General features: G+C 57.3%; 18 protein-coding genes. 11 read left to right on the top strand and 7 right to left on the bottom strand.

Translation table 11 applies throughout. The features are described from left to right. Positions 1 to 103: 103 nt before the first annotated feature. Both EI293_RS19580 and EI293_RS19575 read left to right on the top strand, forming a co-directional pair. On the top strand, positions 104 to 952 hold the full coding sequence (locus EI293_RS19580; RefSeq protein WP_125440244.1) for a M12 family metallopeptidase: 849 nt from the start codon (positions 104 to 106) through the stop codon (positions 950 to 952). 198 nt (positions 953 to 1,150) lie between these two features. Beyond that, the gene (locus EI293_RS19575; protein WP_170170451.1) at positions 1,151 to 2,020 is read left to right on the top strand and encodes a glycoside hydrolase family 16 protein; all 870 of its coding nucleotides are present in this window, start codon (positions 1,151 to 1,153) and stop codon (positions 2,018 to 2,020) included. Between the two features lie 1,078 nt (positions 2,021 to 3,098). Here the strand turns inward: EI293_RS19575 and EI293_RS19570 are convergent. Beyond that, the gene (locus tag EI293_RS19570; RefSeq protein ID WP_125440242.1) at positions 3,099 to 3,620 is read right to left on the bottom strand and encodes a DinB family protein; all 522 of its coding nucleotides are present in this window, start codon (positions 3,618 to 3,620) and stop codon (positions 3,099 to 3,101) included. A 107-nt stretch (positions 3,621 to 3,727) separates the two neighbouring features. Between EI293_RS19570 and EI293_RS19565 the strand changes: the two genes are divergently transcribed. The 3 genes from EI293_RS19565 to EI293_RS19555 all read left to right on the top strand — a co-directional run bounded on the left by EI293_RS19565 (position 3,728) and on the right by EI293_RS19555 (position 7,357). Beyond that, positions 3,728 to 4,927: a pyridoxal phosphate-dependent aminotransferase gene (locus EI293_RS19565; RefSeq protein ID WP_125440241.1), complete on the top strand. Its 1,200-nt coding sequence runs from the start codon at positions 3,728 to 3,730 to the stop codon at positions 4,925 to 4,927. Between the two features lie 196 nt (positions 4,928 to 5,123). Continuing rightward, a complete protein-coding gene (locus tag EI293_RS19560) occupies positions 5,124 to 5,612 on the top strand; it encodes a hypothetical protein (protein ID WP_125440240.1) in 489 nt (162 codons plus the stop codon). Between the two features lie 206 nt (positions 5,613 to 5,818). Continuing rightward, positions 5,819 to 7,357 (top strand): serine hydrolase, encoded by a 1,539-nt coding sequence (locus tag EI293_RS19555; protein WP_125440239.1) that lies wholly within the window; start codon positions 5,819 to 5,821, stop codon positions 7,355 to 7,357. Positions 7,358 to 7,430: 73 nt separating this feature from the next. Here EI293_RS19555 and EI293_RS19550 read toward each other — a convergent pair whose 3' ends face one another. After that, positions 7,431 to 8,471 carry an NAD(P)-dependent alcohol dehydrogenase gene (locus tag EI293_RS19550; RefSeq protein ID WP_125440238.1) on the bottom strand — a complete coding sequence of 347 codons (1,041 nt, stop codon included), beginning with the start codon at positions 8,469 to 8,471 and terminating at the stop codon, positions 7,431 to 7,433. Between the two features lie 160 nt (positions 8,472 to 8,631). On the opposite strand from EI293_RS19550, the gene EI293_RS19545 reads away from it, so the two are divergent. Next, on the top strand, positions 8,632 to 9,291 hold the full coding sequence (locus EI293_RS19545) for a cytochrome b/b6 domain-containing protein (protein WP_170170450.1): 660 nt from the start codon (positions 8,632 to 8,634) through the stop codon (positions 9,289 to 9,291). A gap of 84 nt (positions 9,292 to 9,375) precedes the next feature. On the opposite strand, the gene EI293_RS19540 is transcribed toward EI293_RS19545, so the two are convergent. Together EI293_RS19540 and EI293_RS19535 are read right to left on the bottom strand one after the other, a co-directional pair. Further along, positions 9,376 to 10,101: a DUF1990 domain-containing protein gene (locus EI293_RS19540; RefSeq protein WP_125440236.1), complete on the bottom strand. Its 726-nt coding sequence runs from the start codon at positions 10,099 to 10,101 to the stop codon at positions 9,376 to 9,378. Further along, positions 10,094 to 10,663, bottom strand: coding sequence for a DUF1990 family protein (locus EI293_RS19535; protein ID WP_125440235.1), 570 nt, complete (start codon positions 10,661 to 10,663; stop codon positions 10,094 to 10,096). The genes EI293_RS19540 and EI293_RS19535 overlap by 8 nt, the downstream gene beginning before the upstream one ends. Before the next feature lie 112 nt (positions 10,664 to 10,775). Here EI293_RS19535 and nfi point away from each other — a divergent pair, with 112 nt between their 5' ends. Continuing rightward, complete coding sequence (nfi, locus tag EI293_RS19530; protein WP_125440234.1) at positions 10,776 to 11,462, top strand: deoxyribonuclease V; 687 nt, start codon at positions 10,776 to 10,778, stop codon at positions 11,460 to 11,462. Positions 11,463 to 11,678: 216 nt separating this feature from the next. Here nfi and EI293_RS19525 read toward each other — a convergent pair whose 3' ends face one another. From EI293_RS19525 to EI293_RS19515, 3 genes are all read right to left on the bottom strand, one after another. Beyond that, positions 11,679 to 13,313, bottom strand: a complete 1,635-nt coding sequence (locus tag EI293_RS19525) for a RagB/SusD family nutrient uptake outer membrane protein (RefSeq protein ID WP_246010742.1) — start codon at positions 13,311 to 13,313, stop codon at positions 11,679 to 11,681. A 12-nt stretch (positions 13,314 to 13,325) separates the two neighbouring features. Beyond that, complete coding sequence (locus EI293_RS19520; RefSeq protein ID WP_262706537.1) at positions 13,326 to 16,427, bottom strand: SusC/RagA family TonB-linked outer membrane protein; 3,102 nt, start codon at positions 16,425 to 16,427, stop codon at positions 13,326 to 13,328. A gap of 346 nt (positions 16,428 to 16,773) precedes the next feature. Then, positions 16,774 to 17,691 carry a glutamate--tRNA ligase family protein gene (locus tag EI293_RS19515; RefSeq protein WP_125440232.1) on the bottom strand — a complete coding sequence of 306 codons (918 nt, stop codon included), beginning with the start codon at positions 17,689 to 17,691 and terminating at the stop codon, positions 16,774 to 16,776. A gap of 138 nt (positions 17,692 to 17,829) precedes the next feature. Between EI293_RS19515 and EI293_RS19510 the strand changes: the two genes are divergently transcribed. From EI293_RS19510 to EI293_RS19495, 4 genes are all read left to right on the top strand, one after another. Continuing rightward, positions 17,830 to 19,158 carry a serine hydrolase gene (locus tag EI293_RS19510; RefSeq protein WP_125440231.1) on the top strand — a complete coding sequence of 443 codons (1,329 nt, stop codon included), beginning with the start codon at positions 17,830 to 17,832 and terminating at the stop codon, positions 19,156 to 19,158. Between the two features lie 197 nt (positions 19,159 to 19,355). After that, positions 19,356 to 20,069 (top strand): pirin family protein, encoded by a 714-nt coding sequence (locus tag EI293_RS19505; RefSeq protein WP_125440230.1) that lies wholly within the window; start codon positions 19,356 to 19,358, stop codon positions 20,067 to 20,069. A gap of 194 nt (positions 20,070 to 20,263) precedes the next feature. Continuing rightward, positions 20,264 to 20,842 carry a nitroreductase family protein gene (locus EI293_RS19500; protein WP_125440229.1) on the top strand — a complete coding sequence of 193 codons (579 nt, stop codon included), beginning with the start codon at positions 20,264 to 20,266 and terminating at the stop codon, positions 20,840 to 20,842. Between the two features lie 3 nt (positions 20,843 to 20,845). Then, positions 20,846 to 21,556: a pirin family protein gene (locus EI293_RS19495; protein ID WP_125440228.1), complete on the top strand. Its 711-nt coding sequence runs from the start codon at positions 20,846 to 20,848 to the stop codon at positions 21,554 to 21,556. Positions 21,557 to 21,691 lie beyond the last annotated feature (135 nt).

Here is a 21,691-nt window from a genome sequence, read left to right as displayed (position 1 = left end):
TGGACGCACTGGCCAGGGTTACCAAAATTTTGTTCAACCCTTGGGGAAATATTTCTTTTCCGATGTACGTTACCCGGCTATCTACAACCAAACCCTACACAACATGCGCAAACAGCAATTTTCCGTTCTCACCCTGCTGGCAACCGTTGGTACTATTTCTTTAACGAGTTGCAACAAGGAAAACGAAACCCAGCCCGCTCAGGTAGAGCAGGCGCAGGATGCCAAAGCCGAGGAAGCCTACCCCGGCCAGACGGGCGCGGCCAAAGCCGGCACCTGGGGCGGGGAGTCCATCACCTACCAGGAAATCAACGGCGAGAAGGTGTACGAGGGTGACATTCTGCTCACGGCCGCGCAGGTAGCCGCCGCCGAGGGCCAGAACCGCCCTGGCAGTGCCGGCCGTACCACCGGCCGCTGGCCCTCGGCCGTAGTGTACTACACCATTGATGCCGCTTTGCCCAGCCAGACCCGCGTGACCAATGCCATTGCTCACTGGCAGGCCAACTCCCCGATTCGCTTCGTGCAGCGCACCACCCAAAGCAACTACGTGACGTTCCGGGTGGGCTCGGGCTGTTCCTCCAACATCGGTATAGTGGGCGGCCGCCAGTACATCAACCTGGCCTCGGGCTGCACCACGGGCAACACCATTCACGAAATCGGGCACGCACTGGGCCTGTTCCACGAGCAGACCCGCAACGACCGGGACACCTTCGTGAACATCCTCACCCAGAACATTCAGGCCGGCTACGAGGGCAACTTCACCAAGTACTCGGCCCTGGGCTACGGCGGCACCGATTACGGCGTACTCGACTTCGGCTCCATCATGATGTACGGCTCGTTTTCGTTCTCCTCGAACGGCCAGCCCACCATCGTGAAAAAGGACGGCTCCACCTTCAACATCCAGCGTACCGGCCTTTCCGCCGGCGACAAATCGGGCATCGACGCCATGTACTAACCAACCTGGCGCACACGCATTATGTAAGAACGGGCGGCTTCCGGCAAGGAGGCCGCCCGTTTGCGCAATACGTGGCCTGGAAGAAGCCGCTGGCCAAGGCCTGTCAGGTGAAGCATGGTGGGCTTGGAGACGAAGCAGCTCCAAAGTACCTTTTCTGCCTTTTTCTGCGTTAGAGCGGGCAGTTACCTTATCGGCCCTATGAAAAAGCTGCTTGCCCTGTTTATCCTGCTCCAGACGGTTCAGCCATCGGCACAGGCCCAGAAGCCGTTGCGCTACCGCGACTGGCAGCTGGTATTTCTGGATGATTTTGATACCTACCGGGACATAGCCGATATGGAGGCCCGCTCGCCCTGGCAGTTCACCCCCGATAACTACCGAACCCTGGTGGGCAACAAAATCGAGGACGAATACTATGACCGTCGCAACGCGGAGCTGCACGACGGCAACCTGCACCTGACGGCCCGGCCGCTGGCCGATCCGATGGAATACCGCTACTCCATCGACGGCCGCGACACCATGAAGCTGTTGCACTACGAGTCGGGCTGGATTAACCTCAAACCGACCTTCCGGCCCAACCCGGCCCTGGGCGATACGGCCCGCTGGGACGGCAACCGGGGGTTTCAGTACGGCCTGTTTGAAATCCGGTGTAAGCTGGGCGGCGGCCTGGGTACCTGGCCCGCGTTCTGGCTTTCCAGCGGCCCCACCGAAATCGACATTTTTGAAGGCGGTGACCCGCGCGAGGTATCCAACAACATTCATTTCAGCTCTTCCACGGAGCCATACCGGGCCAAGGAGTTTCATTACCGCTACCCTGGCTCGACTGATCTGACGCAGGGTTTTCACACTTTTTCCGTCATCTGGACGGCGGAAGCGGTGAGCTATTATCTGGACCGCAAGTGGCTCAGAACCGTGCCCGCCACGGAAATCCCCACCTACGCCGCCCCGACTGATATCATTGCCAACCAGGCCGTTACGAACTACGCCACCCCTGGCCTCTGGCCCGGCCTGCCCGATCAGCGGCAAAGCACCCTTGTCATCGACTACATCAAAGTATACAAGCTCCGATAGTCAATTTAGATAGATATGAAGTTAATTTCCCTAATCTACCTATTATCAATAATCATCAATTAATAACCAAACGAATTCATGAACTATATCAGATTAAATCTAACACATTATTCAAGCATATAATTCAATCCTACTAATTATACGTTTGATAATGAAAATTATTCATGGCAATCAAATCCACTAGGATCGATAATTAACATTGGTATCTCATGAAATCCCGGCTCTGTTATTGTAAATAAATATACATTAGGCAATGAGTCTGCTAGCTGGAACTTTAGTGCAATACACGATTCTTTTCTTATAGATCATCCTGCTTGTGGCACACGCACCTTTGGCGTATATAAAACAAGTAGTGGCTGTACTTATTATAATCAAGGCAATGAAATATTTACAGGATTTTTAGATACTGCTATAGGGTGTATAAGTAATCCAGGGGATAGAGGCAGGTACGCTATTCAATTTAATCAAGGAGACGCATTATGGACGGGTATGATGCAAAAAATCAAAGCGTTGTTAGTAGCACAGAATATATCAAGTAATATCACAAAAGTAGCTAATAGGCCCGAAACAGATGCCCTAAATGAAGTTTTGAATAATCGTAAATCTTTAAGCATCCTAAAATGCAAATAAAATAAACATTAACAAACCTTTTAAATTAATATTTTTTATTGTATTTTCATTAGTCATAGTATCATTATTTTTAAGCACCACAACTCAGCTAAGCCTCTATCAAAGTTTTATATATTTGTTTTTAACTTTGCTGTTTTATGGATGGTGGGTGTATATTCCTTATTTATTCATTTATGAACTATTTATAATAAAAATATCAAATAACAATATATTAATAAATATATTGTTAGGTATGTCTATATCATTAACCATGATTTCTATCATGGTATTTTTATCTAGAAACACTATGATATTCCCCTCTTATAGTGGCAACATATTTTTTGATATTATTAGCTTTGGGATAGGAGGAGCAATATTCGGTTTATTATATTATTTTTTTATATCTAAAGAAGAAAAATAATCAGAAAGCCCCGCCGAAGCCCACTTCCAATCGGTAATATGGCTGTATTTACCGGATGCCGGCCTGCACTACCCGGGCCGTTACCAGAAGCTGGCCGGTGTGGCGCGTAGTATGCTCGGCGGCATGCGTCAGCAGGCTCATTACGGTACTGGGCAGCCCTGCCCGCCCTACCGGCCGGAACTCCGGCAGCATGGCTTCGGGCGTGGCGCGCAGGGTTTGGAGCATGGCATCTACGGCCTGAGAGAACTGCCGGAGCAGAAACGAGGTGCTTTCCGGCGGCGTGAGACCTTCTTTTTCAGCGGCCAGGTACTGAAATTGCGCTTCCGTGAGCGGCTCGTGGCGGGCATAGGTCTGCATCCGATCCAGCACCCCGCTCAGGTGGCGCAGGTGAAAGCCTACGTAAGCCACCCCGGCCGGGCGAACGGCCAACAGCTCATCGGGGAAGTTGTGCAGTGCGGCCGTCAGCTCCTCTCGCGCCTGCAGCAGCGCGTGGGCCAGCGGCTGCAGCAATGGTGACAGAGCCGGCAACGGGCCACGCAGCCACACTTCGGGTTGGTCGGGAGTTAGCATACGAGTGTAACCAGCAGGCTGCCCTGGAGGTTGTCCACAGTGCATTCAAAGCCGCTTTTCAGGGTTTTATACTAGGTTTCTACAGTCGCCGGCCTATCTTTAAACCCATGCTCCAGCTTTCTCAGCGCGGCGTGGCTCTGCCCGCTTCTCCGTACCGCAAACTCACACCCTACGCCGATGCCGCCCGCCAGCGTGGCCTCGTGGTGCATCCGCTCAACATCGGCCAGCCCGACATCGAAACGCCCCCGGCCATGCTGGCGGCGGTGCAGCAGGCCAGCATCGGGGTGCTGGAATACAGTCCCACGGCCGGCTACCTCAGCTACCGCCACAAGCTGGCCGACTACTACCAGCGCCTGGGTTTGCCCGTAGTAGCCGACGATGTTCTGGTGACCACCGGCGGCAGCGAGGCCATTTCATTTGCCTTGCTGGGCTGCCTCGACCCCGGCGACGAGTTCATCGTGCCGGAGCCATTCTACGGCCCTTACACGGCTTTTGCGGTAGCTACGGGCACCCATGTGGTAGCCGTGACGGCGCGCCTGGAAGACAACTTCGCGCTGCCGCCCATCGAGGACTTTGAGCGCCGCATCACGCCCCGCACTAAAGCCATCCTGATCTGCAGCCCCAACAACCCCACCGGCTACGTGTACAGCCGGGCAGAAATGGAGCAGCTCAAGGACCTGTGTCTGCGCCACAACCTCTACCTGCTTTCCGACGAAGCCTACCGCGAGTTCTGCTACGACGCCGAGTACACCAGCGCTTTACACCTGCAGGATGCCGACGACCACATCGTACTGCTCGATACCATCTCGAAGCGCTACAGTGCCTGCGGGGCGCGCATTGGGGCCATTGTCACGAAGAACCGCGCCCTGCGCGACGTATTCTTCAAGCTGGCCCAGCTGCGGGTGAGCCCGCCGGGCCTGGGCCAGCTGCTGGCCGAAGCCGCCGCCGACTTGCCCGACACCTACTTCGACCACACCAAAGCCGAGTACCTGGCCCGCCGCGACCTGATGCTGCGCCGCCTGCGTGAGATGCCCGGTGTACGGGTACCTACGCCCAGCGGCGCCTTTTACGTCATTGCCCACCTGCCCGTAGACGATGCCGACCACTTTGCGCAGTGGCTGCTGGAAAGCTTCAGCCACCACGGCCAAACGCTGATGATTTCGCCGGCCTCCGGCTTTTACGCCACGCCCGGCCTGGGCCGCCAGCAGGTGCGCCTGGCTTATGTGGTCAATCAGGAAGTCATCGGCCAGGCCATGGACTGCCTAGCCGCCGCGCTGGAACAGTACCCGGGCCGCACGCTGGCGTAAGCTGACCAGTGCGAATAAGGAACGTCATTTCATCTGAACGCCATTCCGAGCGGAGCGAGGAATCTCGCTTGCTGATGTTGCAGTAGTAATCCCGACGGCAGCACGCGAGATTCCTCGCTCCGCTCGGAATGACGTTCTGGTGGCGGGGAGCAATGTTCTACTTATCTTCTGGGCTGATTCTTGCCCTGCCCCGCCCATGAACCGTCTGCTCCCACTACTGCTGCTGCCCCTGCTCAGCCTGGCCCCGAAACGGCCCGCTGCCTCACCTGAATCAACCCGGCAGCTCACGTTGCGCATCAACGGCGAGGCCGTGAAGGCCGATACCATCAGCTCCCGGTTTTTCCTAAGCGAGGACCGCGCTTTGCGCCTGAACGTGGTGCGCGCCGACGACCCCGACGGCGAGGGCCTCACCATCATCATCGACCGGTTTCCCATCCAGGCGGGCAGCTACAGCTTTCAGGAGATTCTGAGTGGCCGCAACCGGGATGCGTCGTACCGCTTCGGCAAGGTTGCGGCATACTCCAAATCGTGCGGGCAGAACACCGGCACCTTGGTAGTTACGGGCGTGGATGCCACGCGGCACTGGCTGCGCGGCACCTACCGCTGCCAAGTGTGCGAGGCCGGCCGGGGTGGCCGCCGCTTCGTGCTGGAAGGCGAGTTTCAGTACCCGGTGGAGAAGGAGTAACGCCCTTTCAGCGCATCTTGCTGCCTTATTTGCTGCCGGTACGCAGTGCCCTGGTTGCGGAAGTGGTAGGGATGTAGCGCGAACTTTGTAGTTCGCGTCGCCGCGCCGCTACAACCATCCAGACGGTGCGGCGACGCGAACCGCAAAGTTCGCGCTACTTGCCGCTGCCTATCATCCATCATTTACCTGCTTTTCTGTTCCTGTCCATGCCATTTTCCTCCCTCCGCCCCTGCCTGCTGGCCGCCGGCCTGGCCGTGAGTACCGTTGCCCAGGCCCAAACCACCCCGCCCAACCGCTTCATCACCGACAGCCTCGACAGCTACATCCGGCGCGGCATGCAGAAGTGGGACGTGCCGGGGCTGGCCGTGGTGGTCGTGAAAGATGGCCAGGTGGTGGTGCAGAAAGGCTACGGCGTGCGGCAGGTGGGCAAGCCCGAGCCCGTGGACGCCAACACGCTGTTCATGATTGCCTCCAACACCAAGCTGTTCACCGGCACGGCCCTGGCCAAGCTCGATGGGGAGAAGAAAATTAACCTCGACGAGCGGGTAACGAAGTATCTGCCCGACTTCCGCCTCTACGATTCCACCGCCTCGCGCCTGGTAACGGTGCGCGACCTGATGAGCCACCACCTGGGCTTCAAAACGTTTCAGGGCGACTTCACCTTCTTCAAATCCAACCTGGAGCGGGCCGAGATTGTGCGCCGCATGCGCCTGATGCAGCCCACCCGCCAGTTCCGCAAAGACTACGGCTACTCCAACTCGGCCTTTGTGGCGGCGGGCGAGGTAATACCGGCCGCCACCGGCGGCACCAGCTGGGAAACCTACGTGCAGCAGAATCTGCTGCAGCCGCTGGGCATGACCAGCACCTTCGTGTCGTCAGCCGGGTTTGGGCAGCGGCCCAACATTGCCTACGCCTACTCCAACACCTTCGGGCCGCTGGCGCGGGTGCCGTTTGATAACTGGGACAACATGGCGCCCTGCGCCAGCATGGTATCCAACGTCACGGACTTGGGCAAGTGGCTGCGCTTTCAACTGGATAGTGGCCGCTACGAGGGCCGGCAGGTGCTGCCCTGGGCCGCGCTGCGCAAAACCCGCGACGCCAACACCATCATCAGCAGCCGCAAATCGGCCGTGTACCCCATGCACTTCGTCACCTATGGCCTTGGCGTGGAGGCCGCCGACTACAACGGCCGGCAAATGTTCTGGCACACCGGCGGGGCCTCGGGCGAAGTCAGCAACGTGTGCTTCGTGCCGGAAGCCGGCCTGGGCATTGCCGTACTCACCAACAACGACAACCAAAGCTTCTTCGAAGCCCTGCGCTACCAGCTGCTCGACAGCTACCTGGGCATGCCCTACGTAGACCGCAGCGCCCAAGCCCTGGCCCGCCGCAAAGCCAACCAAAGCACCGCCCCCGACCCCACGGCCGCCCTGGCTGCCCGCGTGAGCAGGAAAGCAAAAGCCCCGCTGCCGCTCAGCGCCTACGTGGGCGAGTACCAGAACCCGCTGTTCGGCCTTATCCAGATCAGCCAGAAAGGCAAGCAGTTGCTCGTCACTATCCCCAACCACCCCGGCCTCACCGCCACCCTCGACTACATGGACGGCCAGGAATTCCGCGCCACCTACTCCGACCTGGTATTCGGGGTGATGCCCGCCAAGTTCGTCGTGGACGGAGGCACCGTAAAAACCGTGGAGCTGCGCGTGAACGACTACGTGGAAGAGGATCCGTATGTGTTTACCCGCAAGTAGCCGCCGACCCACCTGAAACAAAAAAGCCCGCCGTCCTGACTCAGAACGACGAGCTTTTCAGTGCTGCTAGAGCCTAGATAGTGGCCAAGTCCAGCACGAAGCGGTACTTCACGTCAGACTTCATCATCCGCTCGTAGGCTTCGTTGATGTAGTCCATGCGGATGATTTCCACGTCGCTCATTACGTTGTGCTCAGCGCAGAAATCCAGCATTTCCTGGGTTTCCTGGATGCCGCCAATCAGCGAGCCGGCAATGCGGCGGCGCTTGGCAATCAGGTTGAAAGCATGCAGCTGCGGTGCTTCCGGCGGCACGCCCAGCAGCACCATCGTGCCATCGAGGCGCAGGCTGGCCACATAGGGCGTCAGGTCCATCGGGGCCGACACGGTGTTGATGATCAGGTCGAAGTAGTTGCTGATGCCTTTCATGGCTTCAGGGTCCTTGGTCACCACGAATTTGTGGGCACCCAGGGCTTTGGCATCCTCTTCCTTGGAGGGCGAGGTGCTGAGCACGGTTACTTCGCAACCCATAGCAGCGGCGAATTTCACGGCCATGTGGCCGAGGCCACCCAAGCCCATCACGGCTACCCGGTCGCCTTTCTTGGCGTTCCACTGGCGCAGCGGCGACCAGGTGGTGATACCGGCGCACAGCAGCGGCGCCACGCGGGCCAGATCCAGCTTCTCCGACACGTGCAGCACGAATTTCTCCGTCACCACGATGCTGTTGGAGTAGCCGCCGTAGGTTACGGAGCCGTCCTTGTCTTTGGCATTATAAGTACCCACGAAGCCATTGTCGCAGTACTGCTCCAGGCCTTCGTTGCACTCGGCGCAGTGCTGGCAGGAGTCCACCATGCAGCCTACACCGGCCAGGTCGCCGGCTTTGAAGCCTTTTACGTGGGCGCCCACTTCGGTTACACGGCCCACAATTTCGTGGCCGGGTACCATGGGGAAGATCGAGCCGCCCCACTCGTCGCGCACCTGGTGCACGTCGGAGTGGCACACGCCACAGAACAGAATTTCAATGCGCACATCGTGCGGGCCGACGTCGCGGCGCTCAAAATCAAAGGGAGCGAGGGGAGCATTTACCGTCTGAGCGGCGTAGCCTTTGGCTGCAGTCATGAGAGTTGGTTGTAGAGAGAGAAGGACTGAACTATTCAGAACGAACTTATACAACGCTGGCAGCGGCCGATTGTTTACGGTAGCCGTAGCGCGGTTCGGAAATCCTGCACGGGTCCCGTACCTTACCGTCGTCATTTTCTCCTCCCCTCCTATTGCCCCTATGGCTACTCCCCTTCCTTCTTCTCCCGCCACTGGTCCTAAGCGCAACTCGCTGGGGCTGCGCATCTGGCACTGGGCCAACTCCGGGCTGGTGCTGTTCCAGCTCATGACCATTCTGTTTCTGTTCGTGGTGGTCAAAGTGAAGTCGCTGGCTCCCGAGTTCAGCAAAGTGCTGGCCGAAAAGGGCATTACGATGGCCCCCGACCAGCTGCGCGGCCTGACCCGCATTGTAGCCCACCGCATCTGGGACTGGCACATTTGGGCAGGCATTCTGATTTCGGTATTGCTGGCCTACCGGGTATTCGTGAGTTTCCGGCAGCGCGGCGGACAGCGCACGGCTGCCAAGCTGGCCCGTTTGCACGCCCGCGCCGCCCAAGGCGACGATGAGGCCCGCAAAGGTGTTTTCGTGCGCTACATGTACCGGGGCTTTTATGTAGTGCTGGCCGTGATGGTCGTTACGGGGCTGATCCTAGTCTTTGAAGATTATTTCCGCTCCATTGAGCACCTGTGCAAGGAAATCCACGAGGTGTCGATGTACGTGGTGCTGGCCTTCGTGGTGGCGCACATTGTGGGCGTGTTCCGGGCCGAAGTAACCCACGAGCCCGGTATCACCTCCGACATGATTCATGGCGGTGCGCCCGTATCGGACGAAGCAGCCTAACGCTGCACATATCCAAGTGAAAGCCCCCGGCCAACATCCTGCGCAGGATGTTGGCCGGGGGCTTTCACTTGGATATGTGCAGCGTTAGGCTGCTTCGTCCAACTGTTCCCGCGCGCCGGCGGCGGCCGATACGGCTTGCACCGGCGGAGCCTGCTCGGCGTCGGGGGTTGCCCAGCCTTTGCGCAGCATTTCCTCCACCTGTTCCCGCAGCCGCCGCACCGATTCGTTGGAGAACCGTTTCTGCAGCATCCGGCCGAACAGCTTAAAGCCCAGCCAATAGAACGGGTTGCTGATGCGGCCCGTCTGGGAGTAGGCATGAATATGGAACCACACCCGCCCCGTCGTGAGGTTTTTGTGGACCATGAACTCGATCTGGCCCCGCTCGAAATGACCTTCCAGTGTGCGGTAGTTATAGCCCCACACCTGCTCCCGGGAGCCATCGGGCAGCGTACGGATTTCGTCCGTCACGCCGCCGATACGCACGCCGAACCAGAACGTGAATAGCAGGAATTGCCCCCGCAGCACCATCACGCGCTTATCCAAGGGTTGGTCGGGCAGAAAGATGCCCGTGATGAGGCCGGGTGGCGGGAAGGTGTAATTGCGCAGGACCTCACGGGCGGCGGCCCAGGAGCCGTGCGCTTCGGCCGGACCGGGAGTTTCAGCGGGCAGCTCGGTTTCGTAGTCGTCAACCCGCCAACCGTTGGCAGCGGTGTAATCGTCGGCCTGGTCGGGGTCGAAATTATAGCCAGCCTGGGCATAAGAATCAAGGCGGCGTTTCTGCAGCTCGTAGAGCGGTGGTTGCTTAGGCATTGTGGGTTACTTCAGTTCCGGCATCGTCCTGCCGGATAGTTTCTACCTGAACCGGTGCCAGCAGCAGCCCGCCGCTCCGCTCCGCCACGCGCTGGCAAAAGGTTTCCCAGGTTTGCTGCTGCACCCGTTTGCCCAGGCCCAGCGTGTCGTAGGTAAAGGCCACCAATCCGTCGCGGGAGCGGGCGCGGGAGCGAATCTCGAACCGCAGCGTATCGGGCAGCGTGGCGTGCGGGCGCAGGGAAAAGCAGATATGCCCCGCTTCGGGGTGACTTTCCAGGGTAGCCAACTCAAATCCATCGGCCATTACCTCCGTTACGCGCACGTCACCGTTCCAGGGACCCAGAATCTTCACGGCAAATTCGTCGCCTTCAGCTAGACAGTGGCTCTGACCTTTGGTCTTTTCGAAGTCTGCCAGCAGGTCAGGCGAGTAGTCGGGCAGGTGGCACTTAATATGATCCAGCAGTTCGGCGGCCGTTTGGCGGGGCCGCTGCACGTCAACCCAATAGCGCCGCTCAAAGAACGCGCCGCTGCCAGTGTGGGCTGGTTGTTCAGACTTGGCCATCAGTTGTACAGCAGTTGATATTGATATATGGCTAACGTGCCCGGCGGCCCCGGGTTCTACAACCCCGCCGGCCCGGCCGTAGTACACCTGGGTTCCACTCATCTCCCAACTCATGGCTTACTACCGCCCCCCCGGCCCGGCCCCCGACCCCATCGTAGTTCGTGACCTGACCCGCCTGCAAGACGAACTGCGCACCCGCATCCGGCTGGAGCCACTGTCCCGCGAGCCCCACCTCATTGCTGGCTGCGACTCATCCTTCCCTACCCCCGAAACGGTGTTGTCGGTATTCGTGCTGCTGCGTTTTCCGTCTCTGGAGCTGGTAGAGAAAGTATACCACGTCAGCCCCGTTACGCTGCCCTACATACCGGGTCTGCTGGCCTTCCGCGAGGCACCCAACCTGTTGCTGGCCTACGAGAAGCTCCGCCAGAAGCCGGACATTATCATGGTGGATGGCCACGGCATTGCGCATCCGCGCCGCATGGGTATTGCCGCGCATCTGGGCGTGGAACTGGATGTACCCACTTTCGGCGTGGCCAAGCAGAAGCTGACGGGTACGTTTCAGGAGCCGGCCCTCACCAAAGGCAGCATCACACCGCTCACCGATAAGCAGGGTGAGCTATTGGGCGAGGTCATCCGCAGCAAGGATAAGGTGAATCCGCTGTTCGTGAGCCCTGGCCACCGCTGCGACCAAGCCACCGCCACCCGTCTCACCTTGGCCTGCCTGCGCGGCTATAAGCTACCGGAACCTACCCGTCTGGCCGATCATTGGGCGGAGGAATTCAAGAAGGAGTTGAGATAACTGGAGTATTCGTGAGGGTAATATCCGTTTCTGAACACCAGCACCAGGTAGTCATTAGCCTAAAAACGGCCTAATAACCATAACTAACTCACATGCTTGATGCTTTGAGGCAGATGCCAGCCAACAGCTTAAATATTACATTACGCCGCAACAAAAAAAGAGCCCGTCCAAAGCAGGCGGGCCCTTTTTTTGCCAAAAAATTCTTTCCCCTATACGTTAGTAACCAGGGTTTTGCTGTGAGGCCAACGTTGGGTTGTTAGCAACCTCAAGCGAAGGAATAGGCCACAGGAAGCGCGTATTGGTGTAGCCAACAGGCGCAGTTGCACCAGCTACGCTGGTAGCAGCCTGGCAATTGTAGTTAGCAAGCACTGCTTGCGAGTTGGCATATTTGCGCGGAATACCATCCGTCTTGAACACAGGATCAACGGACAGGCGGTGGATATCATCCCACCGGAATCCCTCGCCTACCAGTTCAATCCGGCGTTCATTGAGGATAGCTCCAATCAGCGCATTGGGAGTGGCGAAAGAAGCCGCCGTGTACCGTTCAGCCGGATTAACAACTGCCCGGTTCCGAACGGCGTTCAGCAGCAGCAATGCCCGGCTTGTATTACCGCTTCGCGCTTCTGCCTCTGCCTGGTTCAACAGAACTTCTGCGTAGCGAATAATGGGTGCAAAGTCAGATCTGGTCAGCGCGTCCCGGTATTTACGGGTGAAATAGCGCGTCCCGTTCGATTGGGTAAGCTCCGTCCGACGCAGGTCATTACACGTCCAGAAAGACGCATTGTAAAGAATGGGGCTAATGGAAATCAACCCCCGAGCGGCAATTCCAACAGGTACCGGAGCATCGGAGCCAAACATAGATGGCAATGCACCATTGACGCTGGCATTATCGTCGGAGCTGTTCTCAATAGAGAAGACGTTTTCTGCCGTAGTATTAACACCACCGGGGAAAGCAGCCTGCGGCGTTTCTGCAAGCGCGAAAGAGCCAAATGCACTAGAGCTGGTGAAGGGAGCAGCAGCAGAAATAAGCTTATTTCCTTCCGTAACAGCTGCCGGGTAGTTGCCTTGGTGCAGCCGAATGCGCTGTTTCAGGGCAATGGCAGCTCCTTTGGTAGCTCTGGTAACTTTCGCACCGCCTAGGCGGGTGGCGGGTAAGTTGTCCTCCGCAAACTGAAGATCCTCCAGCATTTTGGTGTATACCTCGGCAACCGTGTTACGGCCCTGAGCCTTCGCCGCTTCAATCTTGGTAATGGAATTCAGTGCCGTTTCCCGGTAAGGAACTCCCGGGCTGCTACCCTGGCCGTCGGCGTAAGGCCTAGCGAAGTTCATCAGCAACTGGTGATACGAGAGAGCCCGCAGGAAACGAGCTTCTCCTTCGTAAGCATTAGCCGTTGCAATGGGAATTACTCCGTTGGCAGTAGCGGTACGCACACCTTCAATTGTGATGTTCGCCTGATTGATCAACGCGTAGAGCGTTGACCACATATTCACAATATTAGGACTGGAAGGCGTAATCTGGTTGGAATAGACGATACCAAAGAAGCCGGCAATATCTACCACGTCTTCGCCCCGGATATCGTCCAGCTCGGTAGCAGCAGCTCCAAATGGATAGCCTCGTACGCCAAGGGCCGTACCGTTCAATGGGTCGTAGAAACCAGACTGTGCAGCGTCGTATACCCCTGTCACGGCCAGCGCAATATTAGCCGGTGAGGAGAAAGCATCGCCCTCAGGAAGGGCGTCTTTCGGCTGCAGATCCGTTACCTCACAACCTGCCATACCCAATGACAGGAAAGCAGTCAGGGCGAGTAAACGGGTTTTGTGCGGAAGGAATGATTTAGCAATGATATTCATGAGAAAGCAGAGTTAGAAAGTTACGTTGAGACCAGCCGTATACACGCGTTGCTGCGGGTTACTGTTGAAGTCAACACCAGCCTCAGAGTTAGCATTTCCGTTGGAGTTTACCTCCGGGTCAACACCACTGTAGTTGGTTACAGTGAAGGCATTTTGTACTTGGCCATATATCCGCAGGCGGCTAATGAAACCAAGTCCAGCCATTGTTTTTGGCAATGAGTAGCCTAATGTAACATTCTGCAGGCGCAGGAAATCACCCTTCTCCACAAAGCGCGACGAAGCGGAGTTATTCTGATTCACGAAGTCCGAACTCAGGTAGCGCAGACGAGGAACGTCCGTTTGCTGACCGGGCGTAGTCCAACGGTCCAGGATTTCCGTGCCATTGTTCAGGAATTCCTGACGCAGCAGTTGCTGACGGGTCACGTTCATGATGCTGTTGCCACCCGAGAACCGGAAGAAAGCAGACAGGTCGAATCCTTTGAACGTGAAGGTGTTGTTCACACCACCAAACCAGGTTGGGTTTGAATTGCCCAGAATCACTCGGTCGCGGTCAGCCTGCAACGTGGTGGTAGGAGTATTCAATGCGGCATTTGCATTGCCGAATACGATGGGGCTACTTGGGTTATTGGGGTCGTAAGCGTAGTACTGGCTGTTATCTACGTTACCCTGCACCAGCGACCCGTCGCGCCGACGGTAGATTGGGTTACCGTTGGCCGAGTTAACGCCCTGATAATCGTAGCCGTACAAAGCCCCGATGGTTTCGCCTTCCCGCGTGATGTTGTAGGGGAAAAGAATATCTTCTCCGTTGTTCAAGGTCAGAACCTCGTTCTTGTTGGTAGAGAAGTTAATGTTGGTCGACCAAGTGAAGTCCTCGGTGGTCACGTTTTGGGTGTTGATGCCAAACTCGAAACCTTCGTTGCGCATCGAGCCGATGTTGGCAAAGTACCGGTTGTTCGGAATCCCCAGGGATACCGGCGTCCGCACTGCCAGAATCAGGTCGTTGATGTCGTTCCGATAATAGTCGGCCGTAACGGTGAACCGGTTATCCAGGAAACCGAGGTCAAGACCAATATCCTTCTTGTTGGAGGACTCCCAACGCAGGTCTGAATTGCCTAATTGACCATTAGCATTGTAGCCAAGACCGTTCTGAGAACCGTATTTGGCAGGACCGAATGTATTCTGATAGGGGTAGTTTCCGATTTCTACGTTACCAACCTCCGCGTAGCTGGCCCGGATTTTCAGATCGGAAACGATGGAGCCAATGCTAGACTCCTTGAAGAACGGCTCCTGCGAAACGCGCCAGCCAATAGAGCCGCCTGGGAAGTAGCCCCGACGATTATCCTTCGGCAGGGATGAAATAGCATCATTACGCACGGTGGCACTGAACAGGTACCGATCCTTAAGCGAATAGTTAATCCGCCCGAAGTAGGAGTCGAAGCCGCTCTCAGCATATCCCCCACCAATGGTTGGAGTGCCTACAGTGCCGCTGATAATGTTCTCCGTGCCAAACAAGCCAGCTGCCAGGGCAGTACCCGTGGCAGAGTAGAACTGTTGACGCGTCTTCTGGTATTCTACCCCGATTACCGCCGAGATTTTGTGAATATCACCAAACGTTTTGTCGAAGGAGGCGGTGTTGGACCAGTTCCAGCGCATCGTAGGTGCAAACTGCTGGAATACCAGACCACCATTACCTAAACCGTCACCGTGGCGAGGGTCCAGAAACTGGAAGTCATCGTTCAGGAACAGGTCGGTGCCATACTGGGTACGCAAGCGCACACCCTCAACCGGCGAAACTTCCGCGAAAATGTTACCCAGAATCCGGTAGTTGGTTGCCTCGTACTTGTTGTTGTCGATGGCAAACAGAACGTTCGGGTAGTTGAACGCAATGTTCAACAAGTTGCTACCCCGTCCGATCAGGGCCGGGCTGGTCGTGCTGATGTACGGGGAGCCATCGGCGTTGCGAGCCGGAATGTTCGGGAAAACTGACAGAGCGTTGGTCACGTTGCCAGACAAACCGTTCCGACCAGTGTTGAGGCCCACGTTTTCGCTCCGGGTCAGTCCCAGGCTCATGCCAATGTTCAGCCACTTGGTTACCTCCTGGTTGAGGTTGGAGCGGAAAGTAGCCCGCTTCAGGGAGTTTCCCAGAATTACTGCGTTCTGGTCGGTGTAGCCGGCGGAGAAGTAGTAATTCGTTTTCTCAGTGGCCCCCGATACCGATATAACGTGGTTCTGCTGGAAGCCCTTGCGGAATATCTCATCCTGCCAATCAGTATCGGTATTCAGCGTCTGACCATTTTCCGCGTACGGGAAAGCCTGCGGAGCCAGTCCAGCATTAGCAAACTTCTCGTTGTTGATGGCAATGAACTCGTTTGCGTTCAGGACATCATAACGCTTGGTCGTTTCCGCCACACCAAACCAGTTGTCATAGCTGACAGTGGCTTTGCCCAGACGGCCCTTTTTGGTGGTAATCAAAATCACCCCGTTGGCAGCCCGCGAACCGTAGATGGCCGTTGAGGAGCCATCTTTCAGTACTTCGTAGGACTCAATGTCAGCCGGGTTGATATCGCCCAGAGGGTTGTTCGGCGTAACGCCGCTTTGGTTACCCGTAATAACCGGTACACCATCGATAACAATCAAAGGGGATGCACCCGACGAAATGGAGTTAGTACCCCGAATCCGGATGCGGGGGGCCTGGCCCAGAATACCGGAAGGCGTGGTTACCTGTACCCCGGCGGCGCGGCCTGCTAATTGCTGGTCGAAGCTGGGGGTTGCCAGGTTGGCAATGGTTTCGCCCTTAACAGACGAAATCGAGCCGGTTACATCGCGGCGTTCCTGCGTACCGTAGCCGGTAACCACAACTTCGCTGAGTTGCTTATTATCGGGGGCCAGGGCAACGCTAATTGCTCCATCAGTGATGGGGCGCTCCAGGCTGATGAAGCCAACTGAGCTGAACGAAAGAGTAGTTGCTGAGGCGGGGGCATTGATGGAAAAAGAGCCATCGGAATTCGTGGAAACACCCGTCGTAGTTCCTTTAACCAGTACCGTTACACCTGGAAGCCCTTCTCCGGAAGCGCGGTCAGTCACCCGGCCAGAAATTGCACGGGTTTGAGCCATTACCTGAGTTGCTGAAAGAGCTACTACCGGCAATATAGCGAGTAAGCTTTTTTTCATGAAAAGAGCTGAAAAATGAAAAGATTAGAAACCACTGGCATTCTGAATCATCAGATTCCCAATATTAGCGTGTCAAAACTACATTATCTTTACTAGGAGCAAATTAAAAGGGTATTAAAGGTGCAATTACCTTTCCTTTTTGGCTCATATTCCATGCTATGATGTGTGATAGATGCCCTCTATCGTCTTCACATAAGCATGCTTTATGATGAGCTATACATGGCGGCCCTTTAGCGTACTGTCTAAACACCTTGGAAAAGGTTCGTCTTGTCTCCTCTCATGTTCTTTCTCAATGGTCGGCTCTTTGCACATCTTCCGCTAACGCCCCCAACGACTCCCCCGCTACCGGTGGCAGCTCCAGCAGCCGCGCGACGGCCCGATATACTACCTGCGGCGTGGTAGCTTCCTCCAGGATACCGCGTCGCGTTCCAGCCTGGGTTGACTTGGAAAGCTTATGCCCGGCTGCATCCCGCAGCAGGCCATGATGCAGAAACCGGGTCTTGGTAAAGCCCCCCTGTTTCGGCAGATACGGGGCCAGCCAAAGCTGAGCGGCGGTACTGTCCAGCAGATCGTGCCCCCGCACAACGAGGTTCACCCCCAGCCGCACATCATCCGCCACGGAGGCCACCTGATACGCGGCTACTCCGTCCCTTTTGCGCACTACAAAGTCTCCCGGATTCTGCGCTGGCCATATCTGTATATCACCCCGGGCTAAATCGTGGAAGCATACGCTGGCTTCAACTGGTACAGCGGCCCGCCAGACAGTATCCGCAGCAGCAAACGGTAGCCCGCCCTGCCGGCACGTACCAGGGTAACGGCCATCGGGCAGCACCTGCCGGGCCAACTCAGCGCGGGAGCAACGGCAGGCATAAAACAATTCCGGATGGACCGCCCGGGCGGCTTGCAGCACAGCTTCGTACTCGGGTAGGCGATGCTGCTGGGAGAAATTCCGCTCGAAATCATCGGGGCCGCTGGGGCCATGGTCGTAGTCGAGGCCCAGCCAGTCGAGGGTGCGGAAGATGTTTTCCAGGTACACCGGTCGAAACCGGGCGCGGTCCAGATCATCTATCCGCAGGTGCAGCAGGCCACCGGCCTGGCGCGTGAGCAGCCACGTAAGCGTAAAATTGACGGCGTTGCCCAGATGCAGGAAACCGCTGGGTGTGGGGGCCAGACGCGAAACAACGGGGGCCGCCGGAAAATTTAGCATACAATAGGGGGGGAATGATGCTGCCTCCAGCAGATACGGGATAAGCGGCCAGCCAATGACTCTGCAAATATCTGGCAACCCGGCAGTAAACCCGGCCGGCTACATCCTGTCGAAGCAGACTACCTACGCTTTTTGCTCATGAAACACCTACTACGCCTTTTTCTTCTGCTTTTACTGTTCTCCGCGGCTCCAGCGCGGGCCCAGCAAAACCCGCTGTACTTCCCCCCGGTTCCGGCCTCAGCGGGCGCGTGGGCTACTGCTTCGCCCCAAAGCCTGGGCTGGTGCCAGCCGCAGCTTGATTCCTTACTGAATTTTCTGGGTCGCAAGCGTACCAAATCATTCCTTGTGCTACAGGACGGGCGGCTGGTAGTGGAGCGGTATTACGGCACGTTCACCCAGGATTCCATCTGGTATTGGGCTTCGGCGGGAAAGTCGCTCACGGCGGTACTGGCGGGGGTGGCCCGTCAGGATGGCCTGCTCACCCTCCAGGACAGCGTCAACCGGTTTTTGGGGCGCGGCTGGTCAGCGGCCCCGGCCAGTAAGGAGCGGCTGGTTACCCTGCGACACCTGCTGACCATGACCTCCGGCCTCGACGATACGCCGCCTGCTCCTTGTGACAATGAGAGCAGCACCGCCGCGTGCCTGTTTTACCGCACCGATGCCGGCACGCGCTGGGCTTACCACACGGGGGCCTACCGGCAGCTGCAAACCGTCCTGACGCGGGCCAGTAACCTCTCGCTCAATCAGTATACCAACCAACGACTAGGTACCCGCATCGGCATGCAGGGCCTGTGGGTACAGGATGTGTATTACAGCCGGGCCCGTGACATGGCGCGGTTCGGCCTGCTGGCTTTGGCCCGGGGCAATTGGAACGGAACGGCTATTCTTTCGGATACGGCCTACTTCCGGCAGATGATTACCCCTTCCCAAAGCTTCAACCGCAGCTACGGCTACCTGTGGTGGCTCAACGGACAGAGCTCCTACATGCTGCCCGGGCCTTTGCAAACGGTGCTGCCCGGGGCCATTACTCCCTCTGCCCCCGCCGATATGTTCGCGGCCCTGGGCAAAAACGACCAGAAGATCTACGTGGTACCCAGCCGGGGCCTGGTAGTGGTGCGCCAGGGCAACTCAGCCGACAGCCCCCGACTGGCCGTTTCCTCTTTTGATACCGAGCTGTGGCGCTACCTGATGGCGGCCATGCAGTGCAGGCCATTGGCCACGGCTCCTCCGTCGGCAGCGGCAGCTTTTCAGGTTTTTCCGAACCCCGCCAGTGGTACTGTACGCGTGCAGTTCCCGGCAGCGGCCCAGGGCTCTTTGCACCTGCTCAATGCGCTGGGCCAGGTGGTTCGCCAGCTGCCGGTAGCCCCGCAGATTACCCTGCAGGAGCTGCCAGCGGGTTTGTACCGCCTGCAGTGGCAAATGCCCGACGGCAAAATCGGCGGTAGCCGGCGGCTCGTAGTTCAGTAGTCCGGGCCGGTAGCCTGATGCCGCAAACGCTGATTTCAGCTACCCGTAACAGGTAGGGTTTACGATTTATTTTGTGTGATTTCAGCCTGCCAGGCCGGTTTGTGCAAGGAAACATAGAACAGTGGGAATTTTTCCTTGGCCAATTGATGTATGTACATATATTTGCATCACCAACGATTATATTTCCTCTGACTACCATGCAAACCGTCCTTCATACTGCCGATTCCCGGGGCCATGCCAACCACGGCTGGCTCAACTCTTACCATACCTTCAGCTTCGCCGGCTATTCCAACCCCGAGCGAATGCACTTTGGGGTGCTGCGCGTGCTTAATGATGATACCGTGGCCGGGGGCAAAGGCTTCGGCGCGCATCCGCACGACAACATGGAAATCATCAGCATTCCGCTTAGTGGCACGCTGGAACACAAAGACAATGCGGGCAACCACGGCATCATCGGCAGCAGCGACGTGCAGGTGATGAGTGCCGGTACGGGCATTGCCCACAGCGAGAAAAACCACAGTTCTTCCGAGCCCGTGAAGTTTCTGCAGATCTGGGTATTTCCCAACAAGCGCAACGTGACGCCCCGCTATGATCAGCAGACTTTCCGGGCCGCAGACCGACACAACCAGTTTCAGCAGGTACTGTCACCTAGCCCCGACGATGCCGGCGTCTGGATTCATCAGGATGCCTGGTTTCACCTGGCCGATTTCGATGCGGGCTTCGCCGCCGATTATCAGGTGAAGAAAGCTGGCAACGGCGTGTATGTGTTTGTGCTGGAAGGCGAGGTTACCGTGGCTGGCCAGCCCCTGAAGCAGCGCGACGGGCTGGGCGTCTGGGAAACCGGTAGCTTCAGCGTGCAGGCGTCGGCCAACGCCCGCTTGCTGCTCATGGAAGTTCCCATGAGTCTGTAGGCTTCCGGTCGAGGCGGCCGTTATGCGGGCTTGCGGTCCGTTGGCCGGTTGCCAGGTAGCTTCCACCGAATTTCCGATTGACGCAACAGCGCCGGTTTCTACTTTCGTTTACACACACCTGTTTGCGTGCCTGCTTCCCGCCACTTGTCCCGCTTCGGCAAACCAGTGGTGGGAAGTATGGTTTATATGCTTCTATGAAACACGCCCCCACTTCCTTTCCGGTTCAGGAAACGATTCGCAAACGCTGGAGCCCCCGCGCTTTTGCCAGCTACCCCGTAGCGCCCGAAACGCTGCAGCAGGCGTTTGAAGCGGCCTCCTGGGCCCCAAGTGCCATGAATGAGCAACCCTGGCGCTACATCTACGCTCACCATGCCGATCAGGAGGCCTTTGCCAAAATGGTAGACTGCCTGCTACCTGGCAACCAGCCCTGGGCTCAGCACGCGCCCGTGCTCATCCTGGCCCTGGCCAAAACCCAATTCGACAATGGCACCCCCAACGGAGCGGCTATGCACGATCTGGGCATGGCCAATGCTAACCTCATTCTGGAGGCCACGGCCCTGGGACTGCACGGCCATTTCATGGGTGGCTTCGACCGATCCAAAGCCCAGGCTACCTTCCAGCTACCCGATGATCTGCAGCCCGTAGTAATGATTGCCCTGGGCTACATCGGGGATGCCGCTCAGCTGGAAGAGCCATTTCTGAGCCGCGAAAAAGCTCCGCGCCAGCGCAAAGCCCTAGCCGATTTCACTTTCCACCAGCAACTTCCCGCGTAGTCTATGCTTACCCGCCACACCACCGCCGCCGCCCGGGGCCTGAAAGATATTGGTTGGCTGCAAAGCCATTTTTCCCTGAGCTTCGGCCCGTACGCGAATCCTGAGCGCGCCGGTTTCGGGCTGCTCAGGGTGTTCAATGATGATTTTGTGCAGGCGGGTGGCGGTTTTGGCCTGCATGCTCACGCCAACATGGAAATCATTTCGGTGATGCTGGCCGGGCGCATGAACCACAAAGACTCCTTGGGCTACTCGGAGGAAGTGACGCAGGATTGGGTGCAGATTATGAGTGCGGGCAGTGGCCTGCGCCACGAGGAGTACAACATTGGCGACGAGCCGGTGAACTTCCTGCAGATCTGGGTGGAGCCTAAGTTACAGAACGTGACACCCCGCTACCAGCGTCGCCACTTTCCGCGCGAAAAGCGCCGCAACCAACTTACCACCATCGTCAGCAACGAGGAGGGCACGGCCCACTGCTGGATCAACCAAAACGCCCGCCTCAGCCTGGGTCTGTTCGATGCCGGCCAAACGGTGGAATACCGCCTGAATCCGCTGAACAAGTGCGTATTTCTGTTTGTGCTGGAAGGCAGCCTCCTAGTCGGCGGCACACAGGTAAACCAGCGGGAAAGCATAGGAATCTGGGAGACTGAGGCGGTGCAGGTTCAGTGCGAAACCGAAGCACAGTTCATTCTGATTGAGGTACCCATCAACCATTAACAGGTTGTTCAGGAGTTATACTTTTTCAATTTTTAATTGAAAAGCCCTGCTACCCGGCGGGGCTTTTTTCATGAGGGTGGGTCACCAGCAAGCGCAACGCTACGCAACTATCGGTGAACATGTTACGCAGAATAG

Origin of the sequence: Hymenobacter perfusus, from assembly GCF_003944765.1 — a bacterium.
Lineage (GTDB): Bacteria > Bacteroidota > Bacteroidia > Cytophagales > Hymenobacteraceae > Hymenobacter > Hymenobacter perfusus.
This window is presented reverse-complemented; position numbering and strand designations above follow the sequence as displayed.

What these genes read in the sequence shown, in the direction of transcription:
- EI293_RS19550 (WP_125440238.1), bottom strand. Translation starts at nt 8,471, where the DNA reads ATGACTGCAGCCAAAGGCTACGCCGCTCAGACGGTAAATGCTCCCCTC.
- EI293_RS19525 (WP_246010742.1), bottom strand. Translation starts at nt 13,313, where the DNA reads ATGAATATCATTGCTAAATCATTCCTTCCGCACAAAACCCGTTTACTC.
- EI293_RS19500 (WP_125440229.1), top strand. Translation starts at nt 20,264, where the DNA reads ATGAAACACGCCCCCACTTCCTTTCCGGTTCAGGAAACGATTCGCAAA.
- EI293_RS19575 (WP_170170451.1), top strand. Translation starts at nt 1,151, where the DNA reads ATGAAAAAGCTGCTTGCCCTGTTTATCCTGCTCCAGACGGTTCAGCCA.
- EI293_RS19580 (WP_125440244.1), top strand. Translation starts at nt 104, where the DNA reads ATGCGCAAACAGCAATTTTCCGTTCTCACCCTGCTGGCAACCGTTGGT.
- nfi (WP_125440234.1), top strand. Translation starts at nt 10,776, where the DNA reads ATGGCTTACTACCGCCCCCCCGGCCCGGCCCCCGACCCCATCGTAGTT.
- EI293_RS19570 (WP_125440242.1), bottom strand. Translation starts at nt 3,620, where the DNA reads ATGCTAACTCCCGACCAACCCGAAGTGTGGCTGCGTGGCCCGTTGCCG.
- EI293_RS19560 (WP_125440240.1), top strand. Translation starts at nt 5,124, where the DNA reads ATGAACCGTCTGCTCCCACTACTGCTGCTGCCCCTGCTCAGCCTGGCC.
- EI293_RS19535 (WP_125440235.1), bottom strand. Translation starts at nt 10,663, where the DNA reads ATGGCCAAGTCTGAACAACCAGCCCACACTGGCAGCGGCGCGTTCTTT.
- EI293_RS19495 (WP_125440228.1), top strand. Translation starts at nt 20,846, where the DNA reads ATGCTTACCCGCCACACCACCGCCGCCGCCCGGGGCCTGAAAGATATT.
- EI293_RS19545 (WP_170170450.1), top strand. Translation starts at nt 8,632, where the DNA reads ATGGCTACTCCCCTTCCTTCTTCTCCCGCCACTGGTCCTAAGCGCAAC.
- EI293_RS19540 (WP_125440236.1), bottom strand. Translation starts at nt 10,101, where the DNA reads ATGCCTAAGCAACCACCGCTCTACGAGCTGCAGAAACGCCGCCTTGAT.
- EI293_RS19505 (WP_125440230.1), top strand. Translation starts at nt 19,356, where the DNA reads ATGCAAACCGTCCTTCATACTGCCGATTCCCGGGGCCATGCCAACCAC.
- EI293_RS19515 (WP_125440232.1), bottom strand. Translation starts at nt 17,691, where the DNA reads ATGCTAAATTTTCCGGCGGCCCCCGTTGTTTCGCGTCTGGCCCCCACA.
- EI293_RS19555 (WP_125440239.1), top strand. Translation starts at nt 5,819, where the DNA reads ATGCCATTTTCCTCCCTCCGCCCCTGCCTGCTGGCCGCCGGCCTGGCC.
- EI293_RS19510 (WP_125440231.1), top strand. Translation starts at nt 17,830, where the DNA reads ATGAAACACCTACTACGCCTTTTTCTTCTGCTTTTACTGTTCTCCGCG.
- EI293_RS19565 (WP_125440241.1), top strand. Translation starts at nt 3,728, where the DNA reads ATGCTCCAGCTTTCTCAGCGCGGCGTGGCTCTGCCCGCTTCTCCGTAC.
- EI293_RS19520 (WP_262706537.1), bottom strand. Translation starts at nt 16,427, where the DNA reads ATGGCTCAAACCCGTGCAATTTCTGGCCGGGTGACTGACCGCGCTTCC.